General features: G+C 55.7%; 18 protein-coding genes. 7 read left to right on the forward strand and 11 right to left on the reverse strand.

The features are described from left to right. Positions 1–283 precede the first annotated feature (283 nt). Positions 284–1,483 (reverse strand): purine nucleoside transporter PunC, encoded by a 1,200-nt coding sequence (punC, locus tag AB3N39_RS08880; protein ID WP_143345013.1) that lies wholly within the window; start codon positions 1,481–1,483, stop codon positions 284–286. A 114-nt stretch (positions 1,484–1,597) separates the two neighbouring features. Here punC and punR point away from each other — a divergent pair, with 114 nt between their 5' ends. Further along, positions 1,598–2,509, forward strand: a complete 912-nt coding sequence (gene punR / locus AB3N39_RS08885; protein ID WP_136194735.1) for a DNA-binding transcriptional activator PunR — start codon at positions 1,598–1,600, stop codon at positions 2,507–2,509. A 17-nt stretch (positions 2,510–2,526) separates the two neighbouring features. Here the strand turns inward: punR and purR are convergent, their stop codons facing one another. Next, the gene (purR, locus tag AB3N39_RS08890; protein WP_008500597.1) at positions 2,527–3,552 is read right to left on the reverse strand and encodes an HTH-type transcriptional repressor PurR; all 1,026 of its coding nucleotides are present in this window, start codon (positions 3,550–3,552) and stop codon (positions 2,527–2,529) included. A 297-nt stretch (positions 3,553–3,849) separates the two neighbouring features. Between purR and AB3N39_RS08895 the strand changes: the two genes are divergently transcribed. Beyond that, on the forward strand, positions 3,850–3,939 hold the full coding sequence (locus AB3N39_RS08895; RefSeq protein ID WP_008500596.1) for a YnhF family membrane protein: 90 nt from the start codon (positions 3,850–3,852) through the stop codon (positions 3,937–3,939). 161 nt (positions 3,940–4,100) lie between these two features. Beyond that, on the forward strand, positions 4,101–5,267 hold the full coding sequence (locus AB3N39_RS08900) for an MFS transporter (RefSeq protein WP_115874859.1): 1,167 nt from the start codon (positions 4,101–4,103) through the stop codon (positions 5,265–5,267). Positions 5,268–5,305: 38 nt separating this feature from the next. Here AB3N39_RS08900 and sodB read toward each other — a convergent pair whose 3' ends face one another. Both sodB and AB3N39_RS08910 read right to left on the reverse strand, forming a co-directional pair. Continuing rightward, positions 5,306–5,887 carry a superoxide dismutase [Fe] gene (gene sodB, locus AB3N39_RS08905; protein WP_029739795.1) on the reverse strand — a complete coding sequence of 194 codons (582 nt, stop codon included), beginning with the start codon at positions 5,885–5,887 and terminating at the stop codon, positions 5,306–5,308. A gap of 122 nt (positions 5,888–6,009) precedes the next feature. Continuing rightward, positions 6,010–6,783: a C40 family peptidase gene (locus tag AB3N39_RS08910; protein ID WP_136194737.1), complete on the reverse strand. Its 774-nt coding sequence runs from the start codon at positions 6,781–6,783 to the stop codon at positions 6,010–6,012. Positions 6,784–7,121: 338 nt separating this feature from the next. On the opposite strand from AB3N39_RS08910, the gene grxD reads away from it, so the two are divergent. Continuing rightward, positions 7,122–7,469 (forward strand): monothiol glutaredoxin 4, encoded by a 348-nt coding sequence (grxD, locus tag AB3N39_RS08915; RefSeq protein WP_003832760.1) that lies wholly within the window; start codon positions 7,122–7,124, stop codon positions 7,467–7,469. A 44-nt stretch (positions 7,470–7,513) separates the two neighbouring features. Here grxD and rnt read toward each other — a convergent pair whose 3' ends face one another. The 5 genes from rnt to eptA form a co-directional block, all read right to left on the reverse strand. Continuing rightward, positions 7,514–8,164: a ribonuclease T gene (gene rnt, locus AB3N39_RS08920; protein ID WP_133294244.1), complete on the reverse strand. Its 651-nt coding sequence runs from the start codon at positions 8,162–8,164 to the stop codon at positions 7,514–7,516. A gap of 95 nt (positions 8,165–8,259) precedes the next feature. After that, positions 8,260–8,667 (reverse strand): lactoylglutathione lyase, encoded by a 408-nt coding sequence (gene gloA, locus AB3N39_RS08925; protein WP_008500591.1) that lies wholly within the window; start codon positions 8,665–8,667, stop codon positions 8,260–8,262. Between the two features lie 100 nt (positions 8,668–8,767). Then, complete coding sequence (locus AB3N39_RS08930) at positions 8,768–9,865, reverse strand: alkene reductase (protein WP_115874861.1); 1,098 nt, start codon at positions 9,863–9,865, stop codon at positions 8,768–8,770. Between the two features lie 54 nt (positions 9,866–9,919). Further along, a complete protein-coding gene (locus tag AB3N39_RS08935; RefSeq protein WP_111965654.1) occupies positions 9,920–10,519 on the reverse strand; it encodes a TetR/AcrR family transcriptional regulator in 600 nt (199 codons plus the stop codon). 41 nt (positions 10,520–10,560) lie between these two features. Next, positions 10,561–12,186, reverse strand: a complete 1,626-nt coding sequence (eptA, locus tag AB3N39_RS08940) for a phosphoethanolamine transferase EptA (protein ID WP_367897224.1) — start codon at positions 12,184–12,186, stop codon at positions 10,561–10,563. 149 nt (positions 12,187–12,335) lie between these two features. On the opposite strand from eptA, the gene AB3N39_RS08945 reads away from it, so the two are divergent. The 3 genes from AB3N39_RS08945 to sodC all read left to right on the forward strand — a co-directional run bounded on the left by AB3N39_RS08945 (position 12,336) and on the right by sodC (position 14,119). Beyond that, on the forward strand, positions 12,336–12,575 hold the full coding sequence (locus AB3N39_RS08945) for a DUF1289 domain-containing protein (protein ID WP_008500587.1): 240 nt from the start codon (positions 12,336–12,338) through the stop codon (positions 12,573–12,575). Between the two features lie 48 nt (positions 12,576–12,623). Further along, positions 12,624–13,520 carry an aldo/keto reductase family oxidoreductase gene (locus AB3N39_RS08950; protein ID WP_133294246.1) on the forward strand — a complete coding sequence of 299 codons (897 nt, stop codon included), beginning with the start codon at positions 12,624–12,626 and terminating at the stop codon, positions 13,518–13,520. An 80-nt stretch (positions 13,521–13,600) separates the two neighbouring features. Further along, the gene (gene sodC, locus AB3N39_RS08955) at positions 13,601–14,119 is read left to right on the forward strand and encodes a superoxide dismutase [Cu-Zn] SodC (protein WP_143345016.1); all 519 of its coding nucleotides are present in this window, start codon (positions 13,601–13,603) and stop codon (positions 14,117–14,119) included. Here the strand turns inward: sodC and AB3N39_RS08960 are convergent. Beyond that, entirely contained in the window at positions 14,098–16,131 is a 2,034-nt protein-coding gene (locus AB3N39_RS08960) for an FUSC family protein (protein ID WP_143345017.1), read from the reverse strand. The two genes, sodC and AB3N39_RS08960, sit on opposite strands and share 22 nt — an antisense overlap. Next, the gene (locus AB3N39_RS08965; RefSeq protein WP_115874865.1) at positions 16,131–16,991 is read right to left on the reverse strand and encodes an HlyD family secretion protein; all 861 of its coding nucleotides are present in this window, start codon (positions 16,989–16,991) and stop codon (positions 16,131–16,133) included. The genes AB3N39_RS08960 and AB3N39_RS08965 overlap by 1 nt, the downstream gene beginning before the upstream one ends. Positions 16,992–16,993 lie beyond the last annotated feature (2 nt).

The raw sequence follows: 16,993 nt of genomic DNA on the forward strand, positions 1-16,993 counted from the left end.
CTGATGTGATCAGAACCTTCAAACAGCGTAGACGCTTTTTTTGGTTTGTGAGAAATCTCACGGTAAATACCGCGAGGCTAGTATCCGACGTAGAACAGAGGAAGGGAGATAACCCTTGCCGAAATGCCTTCCATGGTAAAACGGGAGCACTCCGGCTCCCGTTAACACTTAATATTTATCGTATTTAATCGAACCAAATTTAGTATAGGCTTCAAAATTTGGTGATTCAATAGAAAATTGTTAGCAACCTAATCACTGAAATATAACATGATTTCTGGCGCAATCAGGCATGCGAGGTTTCCACCTGAGCACCGTTATCCTGCTCACGCTGCGCGGAGGCCTGCATGCGATAGCCCAATACCGCCAGCGCTACGGTGAACAGCATCACGCTGGTGGTGGTCAAAAGCGGCGTAGCAATCAGCGCCGAGACCACCAGGCTTGCCAGGAAGCACAAACCCAGCTGCAGGGTGTTCTGCAGCGCGGCGGCGCGGCCTGTTGCCTGCGGGAATGGACGCAGCGCCTGCGCCACAACGATAGGGTAAATCGCCCCGTTCGCAATGGCCATCACGCAGAACGGGATCAAAATTTCGGCCAGACCGGCACCCGGAATAAAGCCAACGGCCCAGGTCCCGATGACGCTCAGCGCATAGAGCACCAGCAGCCATGGCAGCATCTGCTGGCCTTCCCATTTTTGCAGCGCCGCGCGACAGCCGTACCCGCCCACAAGGAACGCGATTGTCTGCGGAACATAGCTCAGGCCGATGGCTGCCGGGCTGTAGCCCATATCGTGCAGAATGAACGGCGAGCCGGTGAGCCATGCGAAGAAGCTTGCCGAGCAGGCGGCATAGATCAGGACATTCCCGCGATACGCTTTGGCGCTCAACAGTGAGGTGAAGGTAATCGGCTTCGCGTCGGCATGCGCCTCTTTTTTATGCGCAGGCTTGAGGGCAAACGCCGGCAGCATCAGCACCAGCGTGATGGCAAACAGCGTGGCAAAAATGGCCTGCCAGTCAAAGTGCGCGAGGATCCAGCTGCCCAGCAGCGGAGCCAGGGCAGGGGAGAGGCCCACCAGCGGCATAATGGTGGCGAAAATACGGTTTGTGCGGTTAGCCGGGTAGTAGTCAGTCACCAGCGCCTGCCAGGTCACGGCCGCGGCACAGACGCCCACGGCCTGAACGAAGCGCAGCACCAGCAGCCAGGTGGCGTCGCGTACCCATAACATCCCCAGGCACCCCACCGCAAAAATGGCCAGACCCAGCAGCAGTACCGGTTTACGACCAAAGCGATCCGAGAGCGGTCCCCAGAGCAGCTGTGCAAAAGCAAAACCGGCGAGGAACAAACTCAGGCTGGCACTGATGGCGGCAGCGGGGGTTTGCAAATCTTCCTGCATCGCGGCAAAAGCCGGCAGGTACATATCGGTGGCCAAAAAGCCCAGCACGCTTAAGCCGCCGAGCCAGACTAAAAAACCGTTCCTGGGTTGCATTATTTTATTCTCCTGAGGAGGCAGGTATACATTGGCGCTGAGTGTAGGGAGTGCAAAGCCGCTTGTGAAACGCTAATATTTGGCGGGTGCATTCAAATTTTTTGCAGGCAGAAAATGTGGTCAGATTATTCTCTTGAAGTGGTCGATGCTGTCGCGCGTAACGGCAGCTTCAGCGGTGCGGCGCAGGAGCTGCACCGCGTCCCTTCGGCCATCAGCTACACGGTGCGTCAACTGGAGGAGTGGCTGGCGGTTCCGCTGTTTGAGCGGCGGCATCGTGACGTGGAATTGACGCCCGCCGGGGCGTGGTTTTTGAAGGAAGGGCGTTCTGTTATCAAAAAAATGCAGATCACCCGCGAACAGTGCCAGCAGATCGCCAACGGCTGGCGGGGACATCTTTCCATCGCGGTGGATAACATCGTGAAGCCGGAACGCACCCGACAGATGATTGTCGATTTCTATCGTCATTTCTCTGACGTTGAGCTGCGGGTCTCGCAGGAGGTGTTCAACGGGGTGTGGGATGCGCTGGCGGACGGCAGGGCGGAGATGGCGATTGGCGCGACGCAGGCGATCCCGGTCGGGGGACGTTACGCCTTTCGCGACATGGGGATGCTGAGCTGGAAATGCGTGGTGGCCAGCGATCATCCTCTGGCAGCGATGGACGGGCCGCTTAGCGACGATACGCTGCGCAACTGGCCCTCGCTGGTGCTGGAGGATACGTCCCGTTCATTGCCCAAGCGTATCACCTGGCTTCTGGACAACCAGCGGCGGGTGGTGGCTCCGGACTGGGAATCGTCGGCGACGTGCCTCAGTGCCGGACTGTGCGTCGCGATGGTGCCCGTTCATTTTGCGCGTCCGCGCATCAATACCGGCGAATGGGTTGAACTGACGCTGGAAAATCCGTTCCCGGACGCGGCCTGCTGCCTGACCTGGCAACAAAATGATGTCTCGCCCGCCATGGCCTGGCTGCTGGATTATCTGGGGGACAGCGAAACGCTGAACCGGGAATGGTTACGGGAGCCAGCGTAGCTGGCCCCGTAAAGGGATTAACGACGGTAGTCGCGGAACGGACCGTCCGCAACGGAACGGCGTTCAATCAGGCGCGGGTGAACTTCAATGGACTGCGACTCTTCGCGCTTGTTGACGATCCTGTCGAGCAGCATATTGAAGGCCGTTTCGCCCAGCGAATCTTTCGGCTGGTGAATGGTGGTCAGCGCTGGGGTGAAGAAGCGCGCGTTACGCACGTTGTCATACCCGATCACGGAAATATCCTGCGGTACGCGCAGACCCAGTTCATCGGCGGCGCAGAGCGCGCCCATGGCCATGATGTCACCCCCGCAGAAAACGGCGGTCGGACGGTGCGGCTGGGAAACGATCTGCTGCATTGCGCGGTAGCCTGATTCCGGCTCAAAGTCGCCCTGCACGATCCAGTTTTCCGGCACGGTGATCAGCGCTTCTTCCATCGCTTTCATAAAACCGGCAAGACGGCCCGCCCCGGTGTTGCGCTCCAGCGGACCCGGGATCACGCCAATCTCGCGGTGACCGCGTTCGATCAGGTAACGGCCGGCCATATAACCGCCTTCAAAGGCATTGTCGATAACGGAGTCGGTGAAATCTGCACGCGCTTCGCCCCAGTCCATAACGACCATGGGGATGTGGCGATACTCTTCGAGCATCGACAGCACGGATTCCGGGTACTCGGAACACATCACCAGCAGGCCGTCAACGCGCTTCTGAGCCATCATCGACAGGTAGGCGCGCTGTTTTTCAATGCTGTTCCACGCGTTGCCCAGAATCAGGGTATAGCCTTTCTGGAAGCAGTTTTTTTCAACCGCTTCAATGATCTCGGCAAAATAGGCCGCTTCACTACTGGTCGCCAGCAATCCAATGGACTTGGTGTGATTAACCTTAAGGCTACGCGCGACCGCACTTGGCGAATAATGCAGCTCCTTGATCGCTGCCCAGACGGCGTTGCGCGTCTCTTCCGCCACAAAGCGGGTTTTGTTAATTACATGTGATACGGTTGTAGTGGAAACGTTTGCGCGTTTTGCTACGTCTTTAATTGTTGCCATTAAATGTCACTCCAGACCATATCCTAAACTCCTGAAAAACTTGAAGGTAAACGTTTGCCTTCTCTCACCCTTATCACGCAATCTTGAATTGCGGCACGCCGGGAAAACGACACGGGACGTCAGGAGGGGGTCAATGGCCGGTACGCTAATAAATTTAGCGTGGAATTTTGTCCTATCTTGATGAAAAGGGGAAGAGGTAAAGTGGTTCTCAGTATAAATCCAGGAAGATTTTTGACGTAATCTGTGCAAAAATGAGCAAGCTCACTTTTCGTGTGGGGATTAAAAGGAGAAAAATTGATGAGTTCCGATCTTAAGTTTTCGCTGTTCACCACCGTTGTTGTGCTGGCTCTGATTGTTGCGGCCGGTCTGACGGCTGCGCTGCACTGATTTACGCGGAGGGAGAGCCTTCCCTCCCGACTCCCCGGATTGTTACTTCTCTGGCAAAAATCTTTTGCCATTTTGTTAACTTCTCATTTTTTGTGATTGATGTCATGCTTTCCGCTTCTTTGTTCTGTGTCACCACATGACACGGCATCCGGAGTTGACGCATGAAAATCAATTTTCCCCTGCTGGCCCTGGCGATTGGCGCTTTTGGGATTGGCACCACTGAATTCTCCCCGATGGGGTTACTGCCCGTCATCGCCCGCGGCGTGGACGTCTCGATCCCTGCGGCTGGCATGTTGATCAGCGCCTACGCTATCGGCGTGATGGTGGGGGCGCCGCTGATGACGCTTCTCCTTTCTCATCGCGCGCGCCGCAATGCGCTGATTTTCCTGATGGCGATTTTCACCCTCGGCAACGTGCTTTCGGCCATTTCGCCGGACTACACCACGCTGATGCTGTCGCGTATTCTGACAAGCCTCAACCACGGCGCGTTCTTTGGGCTGGGGTCGGTCGTGGCGGCAAGCGTGGTGCCAAAACATAAGCAGGCGAGCGCCGTGGCCACCATGTTTATGGGTCTGACCATCGCTAACATCGGCGGTGTTCCTGCTGCAACCTGGCTGGGAGAAGCGATCGGCTGGCGTATGTCTTTCCTGGCGACGGCCGGGCTGGGCGTGGTCGCGATGGTGGCATTGTTCTTCTCCCTGCCGAAAGGCAGCGCCGGAGAACGTCCGGAAGTGCGTAAGGAGCTGGCGGTGCTGATGCGCCCGCAGGTGCTTTCCGCGCTGCTTACCACCGTTCTCGGGGCAGGGGCGATGTTTACCCTCTATACCTATATTTCACCGGTACTGCATGACATTACCCACGCAACGCCTCTCTTTGTGACCGCGATGCTGGTGCTGATTGGCGTGGGCTTCTCGATTGGCAACTATCTCGGCGGGAAATTTGCCGACCGTTCCGTGAGCGGGACGCTGAAGGGCTTCTTAACCCTGCTGATTGTCATCATGATCGCCATTCCGTGGCTGGCGCGTAACGAGTTTGGCGCCGCGATGGCGATGGTCGTCTGGGGTGCAGCAACGTTCGCCGTGGTGCCACCGCTGCAGATGCGCGTGATGCGTGTTGCGCATGAAGCGCCGGGCCTCTCATCCTCGGTCAATATCGGTGCCTTTAACCTGGGCAATGCGCTCGGTGCGGCGGCCGGTGGGGCCGTGATTTCAGGTGGTCTGGGATACAGCTTTGTGCCGGTGATGGGGGCAATCATTGCCGCGCTTGGCCTGCTGTTGGTGATGATGTCGGGTCGTAAACAGCCAGAAGCAGCCTGCGCTGCGGAATAAACCAAAAACGCAGAAGGGCGAACCCTTCTGCGTGTCTTTTACGCGGCGAAGTTCTTCGCCACAAAGTCCCAGTTAACCAGTGCCCAGAAGTGTTCCAGGTAGTTCGGGCGCGCGTTACGGTAATCGATGTAGTAAGCGTGTTCCCATACGTCCACGGTCATCAGCGGCTTCGCGCTGGTGGTCAGCGGGGTGCCCGCGTTAGAGGTGGATACGATAGCCAGTTTGCCATCCGCCTCTTTAACCAGCCACGTCCAGCCTGAACCGAAGTTCTTGATGGCTGCATCGGTAAATTTCGCTTTGAAATCTGCGAAGCTGCCAAATGCGGCGTTGATAGCGGTAGCCAGTTCACCGACAGGTTCACCGCCGGCATTCGGCGCCAGGCAGTGCCAGTAGAAGGTGTGGTTCCACACCTGAGCGGCGTTGTTGAATACGCCACCCTCAGAGCTGCGGACGATCTCTTCCAGCGTTTTGCCTTCAAAATCGGTGCCCTTGATCAGGTTGTTCAGGTTGGTGACGTAAGTCTGGTGATGTTTGCCGTAGTGATATTCCAGGGTTTCCGCAGAAATGTGCGGTGCCAGGGCGTCTTTTGCATACGGTAGTGCAGGTAATTCGAACGACATTGCTTCTCTCCTTATTGTATTTTGCGTTGCCAATAACCACACAGACAACAAGGACAGGATAGCAAATTGAAAGGGTATGCAAAAGAGGAACTTACCCTGCCACGGGTGTGGCAGGGCAGGGGTTAGCGAATGGTTTTCGGCGTCATCACGCGGCGTGCGCCGACGTAGTGGCGTACCCAGTAGTCTTCACTGAGAGAGGTGATCTGAATATCCTGACCGCTACGTGGAGACTGGATGAATTTTCCGTTGCCTACATAGACGCCAACGTGGTCAGCCGTCCCGCGGCCTTGGGTGCGGAAGAACACCAGATCGCCATTTTCCAGCTCACCGCGGTCAACCGGTGAGGCATCGCGCAGGTGGTACATTTCGTTGGCGGTGCGCGGAATGCGGAACTTGACCAGATCTTTATAGGCGTAATAGACGAGGCCGCTGCAGTCAAAACCGGTACGCGGCGAAGTCCCACCCCAGTGATAAGGTTTACCAATCTGCCCCATCAGTTTATTCATTGCGGTTTTTTGCGCTTTCTGTACGCGCACTTTATGCACTTCCGCAATTTTCGTGACCTTCGTGCATTTCGCCTTATGGCCTTTACGCGTGATGCATTTTTCAGTAACGAGGTTAGCGGCGGTTTGCGAAGCTTTACTTTTGGCAGAGTGGGCAGTGCGGGAAGGTTTTGTTTTCGTTTTGCTGGAAGCGGTCTGTTTCGTCTGAGCCGGTGTTTTTTTCTTGTCGTTCTTAGCGGTGGTTTTTTTCTTACGTTCTGTGGCTTTCACCAGATGGTTTTTTTGTACAGCAGAATGCCGCGCCTGCTGAGAGGCGTTTGCCACTGGCGTGAAAGTGAGTGAAGTAAACAGTAAAGCACAGAGCGTGATCGAGATTTTATTTATCCGCGCCACTGGGCAGTCCCCTGATAAATGCAGGTCATCAATAATACCCGCGTGTGATTTACAAAGCCCGTCGATTCTAATCTATAAAAAGCCAGAAAGTTAATAGCATTTTTCAATCTACAATCGTGTTTCGTTAGCAAGTGCAAAAAAATTCATCGTTCTGTCGCACATTTGCCCGCTCCCTAAGCAAAACCCTGACTGCCGCAGGGGTAAACACCATTTGCAATGCAACTTTTCGTGACTCGGGGTAGAATGTATAAACGTGACAAAAATGTTATTTTCCGATGCCAGTCTGAACCGCTACAATGTCAGACGAATGCCGTAACAGAAGTTAAAGGAAGCAAGACATGAGCACCACTATTGAAAAAATCCAGCGCCAGATCGCTGAAAACCCGATTCTGCTGTATATGAAAGGTTCTCCGAAGCTGCCAAGCTGCGGCTTCTCCGCACAAGCGGTTCAGGCGCTGTCAGCCTGTGGTGAGCGTTTTGCTTACGTTGATATCCTGCAGAATCCGGACATCCGCGCTGAGCTGCCTAAGTACGCTAACTGGCCGACTTTCCCACAGCTGTGGGTTGACGGCGAACTGGTTGGCGGCTGCGATATCCTGATTGAAATGTATCAGCGCGGCGAACTGCAGCAGCTGATCAAAGAGACGGCGGCGAAGTACAAAACGGAAGAGCCGGACGCAGAGTAATTTTCTGCGCAAATAAAAAAGCGACCAGATAAGGTCGCTTTTTTTTATTCTTCGCAGTCACCCATCGGCAGCGGCCAGCCGCCAAGACGCTTCCAGCGGTTGACGATCTCACAGAACAGCTCTGCGGTGCGCTCCGTATCGTATAGAGCGGAGTGCGCCTGCGTTCCGTCGAACGGAATGCCAGCCGTAATGCAGGCTTTAGATAACACCGTTTGTCCCAGCGCCAGGCCGCTCAATGCGGCGGTGTCGAAGGTGACAAAAGGGTGGAAGGGGTTGCGTTTGAGCGACGCGCGCTCCGCGGCAGCCATGGTAAAGCTGTGATCGAAGGTGGCGTTATGGGCCACCATAATGGCGCGGCTGCAGTTGCTCTCTTTCATGCCTTTACGCACCATTTTAAAAATGGCGTGCAGCGCATCATATTCACTGACGGCACCGCGCAGCGGGTTATGCGGATCGATACCGTTAAACGCCAGCGCTTCTGGCTGTAAGTTTGCCCCTTCGAAAGGTTCAACGTGGAAATGCAGCGTGGTGTCCGGTGTAAGCCAGCCCTGTTCATCCATCTTCAGCGTGATGGCGGCAATTTCGAGCAGCGCATCGGTTTTAGCGTTAAATCCGGCTGTTTCTACATCAATGACAACGGGATAAAAACCACGAAAACGGTCGCACAGACCGCTAAATTGAGCGTTATCGGACATCAGGGTCTCTTACATGGGGAAAAAGCAGAGCGCATTATGGCAAATTTTGCGGGGTGATGCAGTAAAACTACGGGCGCACGTTGCGCCCTGAGGGATCAGTTGCCCAGACCGCGACCGGCGTCTTTGGCTTCAATCAGCTCGATTTTGTAACCGTCCGGATCTTCCACAAACGCAATCACGGTGGTGCCGCCTTTTACCGGGCCCGCTTCGCGCGTAACGTTACCGCCATTTTTGCGAATGCGTTCGCACGCATCGGCCGCGTTATCCACTTCCAGCGCGATATGGCCGTAGGCCGTGCCCAGCTCATAGCTGTCAACGCCCCAGTTGTAGGTCAGCTCGATCACTGCTTCATCCGTTTCCGGGCCGTAACCCACGAACGCCAGCGAGTATTTGTATTCCGGGTTTTCGCTGGTGCGCAGCAGCTTCATGCCCAGGACGTTAGTGTAGAAATCGATAGAACGTTGCAGGTCGCCAACGCGCAGCATGGTGTGAAGTAGGCGCATAATTTCCTCATTAACCAATGGAATAAAAAAGCTTTTTGATCAGAAACGATGTTTTAGTATAGCGGCGAACTGTCGCCGCTATCAATGAACAATGGCGAGATTACAGTGAAGGGTAGTCGGTGTAGCCTTCCGCGCCGCCGCCGTAGAAGCTTTCCGGACGCTGCGGGTTGAGCGCTGCTTTTTTCTGCAGACGAGCAACCAGATCCGGGTTGGCGATGTAGTCACGGCCAAACGCGACGGCATCAATCAGCCCTTTATTAATCAGATCTTCGGCTTTCTCCGGCGTATACGCCCCTGCACCAATGATGACCCCGTGGAAACGTTCGCGCACTTTCTGACGGAAAGCCTCAGTGTATGGCTTGCCGCCGGCCCAGTCCGGCTCGGACATGTGCAGATAAGCGATGCCACGTTTAGCCAGTTCTTCGATCAGGTACAGTGCATCGGCTTCTTCGTTCGGACCGTTGTCGACGTTCTGGAAAGAACCGATTGGGGAAACGCGGATCCCGATACGATCCGGGCTCCACTCCTGACATACGGCATCAACCACTTCCAGTACCAGGCGAGCGCGATTTTCGACGCTGCCGCCGTACTGGTCGGTGCGATGGTTAGACGACGGTGACAGGAACTGGTGCAGCAGGTAGCCGTGCGCGGAGTGCAGCTCAATCAGGTCAAAACCGGCTTCACGAGCGTTGGCCACGGCCTGGCGGAAGTCGTTAACGATACCCGGGATTTCATCCAGCTCCAGGGCACGTGGCATAGAGGTATCCACGCGGATCGCATTACCGTTTTCATCACGCAGGGAAGTGCGGGTATTTGCACTGAGGGCCGAAGCGGAGACCGGAGCCTGGCCGCCAGGCTGAATGCTGCTGTGAGAGATACGACCGGTATGCCACAGCTGGACCGCAATGCGACCCTCTTCAGCGTGAACGCCTGCGGTAATTTTCTGCCATGCGGCGATCTGTTCCGGGCTGTGAAGGCCCGGCGCGCCCGCATAACCCTTCGCCTGAGCAGAAATCTGTGTGGCTTCCGTAATGATCAGGCCAGAGCTTGCGCGCTGACGATAGTATTCGCCCATCAGGGGGGTGGGGATGTCACCCGGCTCAATGCTGCGCAGACGGGTCAGCGGAGCCATAAACACGCGGTTTGGCGCCGTGACGGCACCCACTTTCAATGGGGTAAACAGTTTTTCAGCTGACATAAAGACTCCTGAGTAGACCAGTCGACTAGTAATAAGGTAAATAAAAAGCGCCCGTTATACGCCTGGCGCAGTAATACTGTTTTTCACATGTGCCAGCGCGCTTTCCAGCGGCAGGGCACTGCGCGAAATTTTTGCCTGCAGGTTGGCTCCTAACCAGAGGGAGTAGAGCACCTGAGACTGCATTAAGGGGTCGCCGGAAAAGGCCAGCGTTTTTTCTTCGCGACCTTTTTCCAGCGCCTGGGCCAGCAGGGCGATTACGCCGCGGGCGCCCTTATCCATCGCCGAGCGCATATCTTCGGAAAGATCGCACACTTCGGCAGACAGTTTGACCGTCAGGCATCCGCTGATAATGCCCTGCTGACAGAACTGGTTCAGCGTTTCCTGATAGTAATTCAGAACACGATCCCGGTAGTTCCCCTCACCCGACGCAAAGTGGGTCGCCAGACGCTGGTGGTAGCCAGCATAATGACGCTCCAGCATCGCCACGCCAAAGGCCTCTTTGGAACGGAAGTAGTGATAAAACGACCCCTTCGGTACCTCAGCGGTTTTTAATAACTCGCTCAACCCCATACCGGTAAACCCGCGATGCATGCAAAGCTGCTCGCCGGTTGCCAGTAGATGTTCGCGGGTATCGTGTTCAGTATTTCTGCTCATGGCCGCACTCTAATAGACCGTTCGGTCTAATGCAAGCGAGTTTACTGACGACATGCACTCAGTATATCCAGCTGCGGTTGATAAGTCGTTGATTTCACGTCCATCATACCCAATACGGTTGAGAACAAATTGTCCTGGGAAACCGCATTTTTTGCTGCCTGGTCACGCAAACACTGTCCGTTGATGCCAAAGTTTTTTGCATAATCCGGTGACAGCCAGAACATAAACGGAATATGAGTTTGCTGCTCCGGCGCCAGCATGTACGGCGTGCCGTGCAGATAAATACCGCTTTCACCCAGTGATTCACCGTGATCCGAAAGGTAAATCAGCGCGGTGTTCATGCTTGCCTGTCGCGCTTTCAGCGCATCAATGGTTTTGCTGACCATGCTGTCGGTATAGAGGATAGTGTTGTCATAGGTGTTTACCAGCGCCTGATGGTCGCAATCCTGAATTTCATTGGTGTCGCAGGTTGGGGTGAATTTCCGGAAATTGTCCGGGTAACGGCGATAGTACGCCGGTCCATGACTCCCCATCAGGTGGATAACCAGCACCGTATCTTGCTTCACGCCATCCAGCACGTTGTCCAGACGGTAGAAGTTCACGTCGTCAATACAGGATTTATCTTTGCAGAACTGATCCAGATTCCACTGCGTCATATCGGTATGGGGGATGCGATCGCAGGCACCTTTACACCCGCCGTCGTTGTCGCGCCACAGCAGATTGATTCCCGCATGCTTCAGCACATCGAGCAGACCTTCCTGATGGTGTGCAAGGTCGGCATCGTACTTGCTGCGCGTCATGCCGGAGAACATGCACGGAACGGAAACCGCGGTTTCAGTGCCGCATGAGGAGGCCTGCGGGAAGTTAATCACATCCTGCTTTTTTAGCTCCGGGTTGGTTTCACGATCGTAACCGTTCAGGGAGTAGTTTGCCGCGCGAGACGCTTCGCCGACGACAAGCACCAGAACGGTTTTCTTTTGTTGACCGGAAATCAGTGGCCCTTTATGGGCATCTTCACCAATCCGCACCAGCGTCTGATCGCCGGCAAACCAGCGCATCTTGCTGTACTTCACCACGGCGCTGACATAGTTGGCCGGGGTCACCATTTTGACGATGCTTTTGTTGTTGCGAAACAGCGAGGCGTAATCTTTATAAAACACGGCGGCAATCAGGATAATTACCAGCAGGGCGCCGAGCATCGCGGCAACCCGCGTCAGCAGGGCATACCACCATTTCCCGGTACGAATGTGGGTAAGAGCCAGCACCACCGAGGGAACAAGGCCTGCGATAACAATCCACAGAATCATCTGCGGGGTCACCAGGGCGGTCGCTTCCTGAGAGTTGGTTTCGAAGACGTTCACAATCATATTCTGATCGATCACCGCGCCGTAGGTGTACATAAAATACGTCGCAGCGGCGCAACCGATGGTTAAAACAATCAGCAGCGGTTTACGGATATACGGGATATTAAGCAGGCTAAAGACAATCACCCAGCCGCAAAACAGCACCAGCGGTACGGAGGCGGCAAAGAGGAAGTCGTGCAGATGAATTGGGCCGATAATGGCCCAGCTGCGCTGGATAAACAGCCCGTTGATTAACGTAAAGAAGAGAGCACAACCCAGAGTAAATTTAATGTCGTTACAGTGTAACTTTTTGATTGACCACATCGATCGGTAAACCTGTTATTGTCATGATGGGCCGAGTATAGAGAGGGAAGATTAGTGAAACCTTAATGCCACAAATCTGTGCTATAGGCCTTGCACGTGGCGCGTTTAGCGTCTTCACTGTAGGTGAGAGTGGCTATCTGGAGGTGAGTGTGGCAGAGCAGCTGGAGTTTTTCCCCATCCAGAGCCCGTGCCGGGGTATTTGTCAGGTGGATGAACGCGGATATTGCCGTGGATGCATGCGTACCCGTGACGAGCGTTTCAACTGGCAAAACTTTAGCGACACGCAAAAGCAGGAGGTACTACGCCTCTGTCGACAGCGCCTTCTGCGCAAAATACGCGCAAACAAAGCGGGTGAGACCGAAGAACCCCAGCAACCTTCACTTTTTTAACACGGTAATTGCGTATACTCATGACATCACGTCCTTGAGGAAAATGTTATGGTTCAGCGAATTACCCTTGCCCCCCAGGGGCCAGAATTCTCCCGTTTTGTGATGGGCTACTGGCGCCTGATGGACTGGAATATGTCTCCGCTCCAGCTGGCGAGCTTTATTGAAGAGCACCTCGATTTAGGCATCACCACGGTCGATCATGCTGATATTTACGGTGGCTACCAGTGCGAGGCCGCGTTCGGCGAGGCGCTTAAGCTGGTTCCGGCACTGCGCGATCGCATGGAAATTGTCACGAAGTGTGGGATTGCCACCACGGCAAAACCTGAACACGCCCTCGGTCATTACATCACCGACAGCGCGCATATCATCAAGAGCGCCGAGCAGTCGCTGGTCAATCTGGCGACCGATCGTATCGACCTGCTGTTAATCCACCGCCCCGACCCGCTGATGGATGCTGACGAGGTGGCCGAAGCTTTCTTGAACCTCCATCAGAGTGGGAAAGTGCGTCATTTCGGCGTTTCTAACTTTACCCCGGCGGAGTTTGCGCTTCTTCAGTCTCGTCTGCCGTTTACCCTGGCCACAAACCAGGTTGAGATCTCCCCGGTTCACCAGCCGCTGCTGCTGGATGGTACCCTCGATCAGCTACAACAGCTGCGCATTCGCCCGATGGCCTGGTCCTGCCTGGGGGGCGGACGCCTGTTTAATGATGATGAATTCCAGCCGCTGCGCAACGAGCTTGAGACGATCGCCCGCGAACTGAACGCGGAAAGCATCGAACAGGTGGTTTACGCGTGGATCCTGCGCCTGCCGTCAAAACCGCTGCCCATTATCGGTTCCGGCAAAATAGAACGCGTGCGTTCTGCACTGGCCGCTGAAGAGCTGCAGATGACCCGCCAGCAGTGGTTCCGCATCCGCAAAGCCGCTCTGGGTTACGACGTGCCATAAACCGCCAGAAGGTGACTTTCCGGTGAAATCTTTGCCCCTGGTATACACTTAAGGGGCAAAAAATAACCCGCGGAGGTCATATGAAGCGTTTTGCTCTGGCACTGATCACGCTGGTTGTTTGCGCAGGGGCGCAGGCAGCCAGCGACGAAGTGGAAATGAATCTCGTCACCCCACAAGGAGTGGGTCAGTCCATCGGGACGGTGAAAATCACGGAAACCGATAAAGGACTGGAGTTTGCCCCCAGCCTCAAAGCACTCCCGCCCGGTGAGCATGGTTTCCATGTTCATGCCAAAGGCAGCTGTCAGCCCGCTTTAAAAGAAGGTAAACCGTCGGCGGCGGAAGCGGCAGGGGGGCACCTCGATCCCCAGCATTCCGGTAAGCATGAAGGCCCGGATGGAATGGGGCATTTAGGCGATCTGCCCGTGCTGGTGGTCAATAACGACGGTAAAGCCACCGAACCCGTCGTCGCGCTGCGTCTGAAAAAGCTGGATGAGGTGAAAGGCAAAGCGCTGATGATCCATGTCGGCGGCGACAATATGTCCGATCGGCCTAAACCGCTTGGCGGCGGAGGGGCACGCTATGCGTGCGGCGTGATCTGATCTCCAATCGTTCCCGGCGGTGGTGCCTGCTCCAGCTGCGACAGCGAGCAGTGCAGCCGCCAGATTATCGAGGCCAAATCACGGGCTGCGGGCAGATGATGCTGTGCAAGCGTATCGCAGATCCGCTGCAGTTCATTCAGCGTGGTTGCCAGCGGGCGCTGCTGAACACCGCGTTCGCTCATCACATCGCGCAGCAGGGATATGCAAACATCACGAACCTGCGACAGCGGGTCGGAACGCGTTTCCCACCCGCGAAGCTGCCAGACCACGTGCGAGCAGTTCAACAGCACCACGCCCCAGCGCAGTAGCCAGCGCCGGGAAAGTGCGTCCTGGCTGCTGTTCAGCTGGCTGACGTGATGATAAACCAGCGATTCATATTCGTTTTCACTCATGTGTGGTTTACGGCTGAGCTGGTCGACAAACCCTCTGCGTAACTCTCGGATATGCCTGCGGCTCTTGCGTGCATCGGAGCCGGGACGCAACACCGCGAATGCCAGCCACGCCAGCCCCACGCCAAGGATCTTTGCCAGGTTGTCATTGAGAAAGTCGGCGTAATCATAAACCGGCGGATTCGTTACGGAGATAAACGAGCCCATAAAGACAATCAGCTGTCCCCAGAGGCCCGCCAGCTTCGGCATCTGCAGCTTCAGAAGCTGCATGGTGGTCAACAGGGGAAACAGGAACAGCAGGAACTGCCAAAGATCGCTTATCTGCACCATCAGGCCAAATTTCACCACGAAGCTGAACAGCGATAGCAGCACCAGCGTGCGCAACAGGAGAGTAAGAGAGTTGAACGGCGATGCCGCGACGGAGTATAGCACGCAGCTGATGGCGGCAAGCGTCAGGGCTGCCGTACCGGACTCCCACTGCGTGGTAATGCTCCATGCTCCCACCAGCATCAGCGCGCAGAAGGTGCGAAAACCGCTCCACAACGCTTCAAGATAGTCGGTATGGCGTGCAAGTGCCGGGCTGCCGGGGACGTTGAACTCCGTCAATGGGGTCGCATTTTCGACGGCCATAATCCAGCGGCTGCTGCGCAGGTACAGACGGCAGAAGTAGTTCAGGCGCTGCCAGAAGGCGCGATGGCGGTAGTCGTACTCATCAACAGGGGCGAGCGGGGCGATGATCTTCGCAACGGTGTAGATGTCCGCATCCGGGCGCGCAAGTGCCGCGAGCAGCGTTTCGATAACGGCACGGGTGTTATCCGGCGGCGTCGGCCAGTTGAGCAGCATCCGGCGCAGGCTGGATATGGCGCTGGTCATGCGCAGCTGCTGATGCAGCAAATAGTTAAGTAGGGTGTTCTGGCGGCGAAAGCGGTAGTGACTCCAGAACGCCTGAATACGCAACAGATTCATCGTCAGAATCTGTCCGATAACCTTTTCATGCGCGAGGCGGATATCGTCGCTGTTATCCGGTTGCCACAGCAGGCTCGCGTGTTCCAGTAGCCGGGTGTGCATGGTTTTTAGCGCAGTGATAAGCGCTGTGCCGTCGGATGTGCTGGGGAGGATCATCATCATGAAGCCGCCGCTGAGGATCCCGACAATCACTTCACAGACGCGCGCCTGGGCGATATTCCACAGCTCGGTGGTGTCGAGCACGTTAACTACCGGAAAGGCGATAATGGCGGCGGTATAGCCCGCCAGCTGAAAAGCGTAGGCGACGTTATTAGTAAAATGGGCGCAGGCCCAGGTACAGCCCCCCAGCCATGCCGCCATACTGAGCAGGAACAGCCACGGATCGTTCAGCGTATGCCCGGCGATAATTAACGCTGCGGTGGCGCCCAGCAGGCTGCCTGCGATACGGCCAAGGCTTTTACTGATCACCCCGCCCACCGTTGGGAAACTAACCACCGCCGCAGACGTCATCGCCCAGTAGGGCGCATCCAGGTTCAGGTAATAGGCGACGGTCAGCGCCAGACACATGGCAATGCCGTTACGTAGGGCGTAGCGCCACTGTGGGCGCGTCGCTTTCATCCACGGCGTGTTTTGCCAGGCGATCCCCTGCAGCTTCATTAACGGGTTCCAATGGAGACTGTGCAGGTGGTGCCGGACACCAGCGTAATGTCCTGCGGTAAACGGTCAAACTCCACGCGAACCGGAACGCGCTGGGCCAGACGCACCCAGGGTACGTTCGGCTTAATATCCGGCACAAGACCTGAATCCGTTTCAACGCTTTGATCGTAAATGGCACGGCCAACGCTGGATACGTGACCCTGTAACCTCTGAGAGCCGCTGTAAAGCGTTATCGTGGCTGGCGAGCCCTCGCGAATATGCCGAAGCTTGGTCTCTTCGAAATAGCCCACGACGTAGAAGGAGTGACTGTCGACGAGGGCGAATATCGGTTGTCCCGTGGTGGCATAATTCCCCACGCGGGCGGAGAGGTTGGTCACCCATCCATCGACAGGTGCTGTAATCACAGTTTGGGTCAGCTGCCACTGCGCCTGCTTCAGCGTCGCCTCCGCCACGTTGACGTTAGCCTGCATTGCCTTCACGTTGATATTGGCGGTATCTAAGTCTTCCGCTGAGATGTAGTTTTGCGACAGGTGACGGCGGCGATTGGCCTCGTTGTTGGCCTTTGCCAGATCCGACTGGGCTTTTGCCAGCTGGGCCTGGGCGTTCAGAATCGCAATGTGGTACGGGGTATCGTCGATACGGAATAAAACGTCCCCCTTTTTGACAAACTGGTTATCCTTAACTAAAAGCGTTGTGATACTTCCCGACACCTGAGGAGTAATGCTGACCTGTTCAGCGCGAACTTTGCCGTCACGCGTCCAGGGCGACTGCATATAAAAATTCCACATCCACCACCCCGCAACCAGCGCGAGGGCAAGGACAAAAAGGGTGGAAAAGTACTTTAGCGTTTTCAAGGACATAT

Source organism: Enterobacter vonholyi, assembly GCF_040834095.1.
In the GTDB taxonomy this organism is placed as follows: Bacteria; Pseudomonadota; Gammaproteobacteria; order Enterobacterales; family Enterobacteriaceae; genus Enterobacter; species Enterobacter vonholyi.

What these genes read in the sequence shown, in the direction of transcription:
- punC (WP_143345013.1), bottom strand. Translation starts at nt 1,483, where the DNA reads ATGCAACCCAGGAACGGTTTTTTAGTCTGGCTCGGCGGCTTAAGCGTG.
- punR (WP_136194735.1), top strand. Translation starts at nt 1,598, where the DNA reads ATGTGGTCAGATTATTCTCTTGAAGTGGTCGATGCTGTCGCGCGTAAC.
- purR (WP_008500597.1), bottom strand. Translation starts at nt 3,552, where the DNA reads ATGGCAACAATTAAAGACGTAGCAAAACGCGCAAACGTTTCCACTACA.
- AB3N39_RS08895 (WP_008500596.1), top strand. Translation starts at nt 3,850, where the DNA reads ATGAGTTCCGATCTTAAGTTTTCGCTGTTCACCACCGTTGTTGTGCTG.
- AB3N39_RS08900 (WP_115874859.1), top strand. Translation starts at nt 4,101, where the DNA reads ATGAAAATCAATTTTCCCCTGCTGGCCCTGGCGATTGGCGCTTTTGGG.
- sodB (WP_029739795.1), bottom strand. Translation starts at nt 5,887, where the DNA reads ATGTCGTTCGAATTACCTGCACTACCGTATGCAAAAGACGCCCTGGCA.
- grxD (WP_003832760.1), top strand. Translation starts at nt 7,122, where the DNA reads ATGAGCACCACTATTGAAAAAATCCAGCGCCAGATCGCTGAAAACCCG.
- rnt (WP_133294244.1), bottom strand. Translation starts at nt 8,164, where the DNA reads ATGTCCGATAACGCTCAATTTAGCGGTCTGTGCGACCGTTTTCGTGGT.
- gloA (WP_008500591.1), bottom strand. Translation starts at nt 8,667, where the DNA reads ATGCGCCTACTTCACACCATGCTGCGCGTTGGCGACCTGCAACGTTCT.
- AB3N39_RS08930 (WP_115874861.1), bottom strand. Translation starts at nt 9,865, where the DNA reads ATGTCAGCTGAAAAACTGTTTACCCCATTGAAAGTGGGTGCCGTCACG.
- AB3N39_RS08935 (WP_111965654.1), bottom strand. Translation starts at nt 10,519, where the DNA reads ATGAGCAGAAATACTGAACACGATACCCGCGAACATCTACTGGCAACC.
- eptA (WP_367897224.1), bottom strand. Translation starts at nt 12,186, where the DNA reads ATGTGGTCAATCAAAAAGTTACACTGTAACGACATTAAATTTACTCTG.
- AB3N39_RS08950 (WP_133294246.1), top strand. Translation starts at nt 12,624, where the DNA reads ATGGTTCAGCGAATTACCCTTGCCCCCCAGGGGCCAGAATTCTCCCGT.
- sodC (WP_143345016.1), top strand. Translation starts at nt 13,601, where the DNA reads ATGAAGCGTTTTGCTCTGGCACTGATCACGCTGGTTGTTTGCGCAGGG.
- AB3N39_RS08960 (WP_143345017.1), bottom strand. Translation starts at nt 16,131, where the DNA reads ATGAAGCTGCAGGGGATCGCCTGGCAAAACACGCCGTGGATGAAAGCG.
- AB3N39_RS08965 (WP_115874865.1), bottom strand. Translation starts at nt 16,991, where the DNA reads ATGTCCTTGAAAACGCTAAAGTACTTTTCCACCCTTTTTGTCCTTGCC.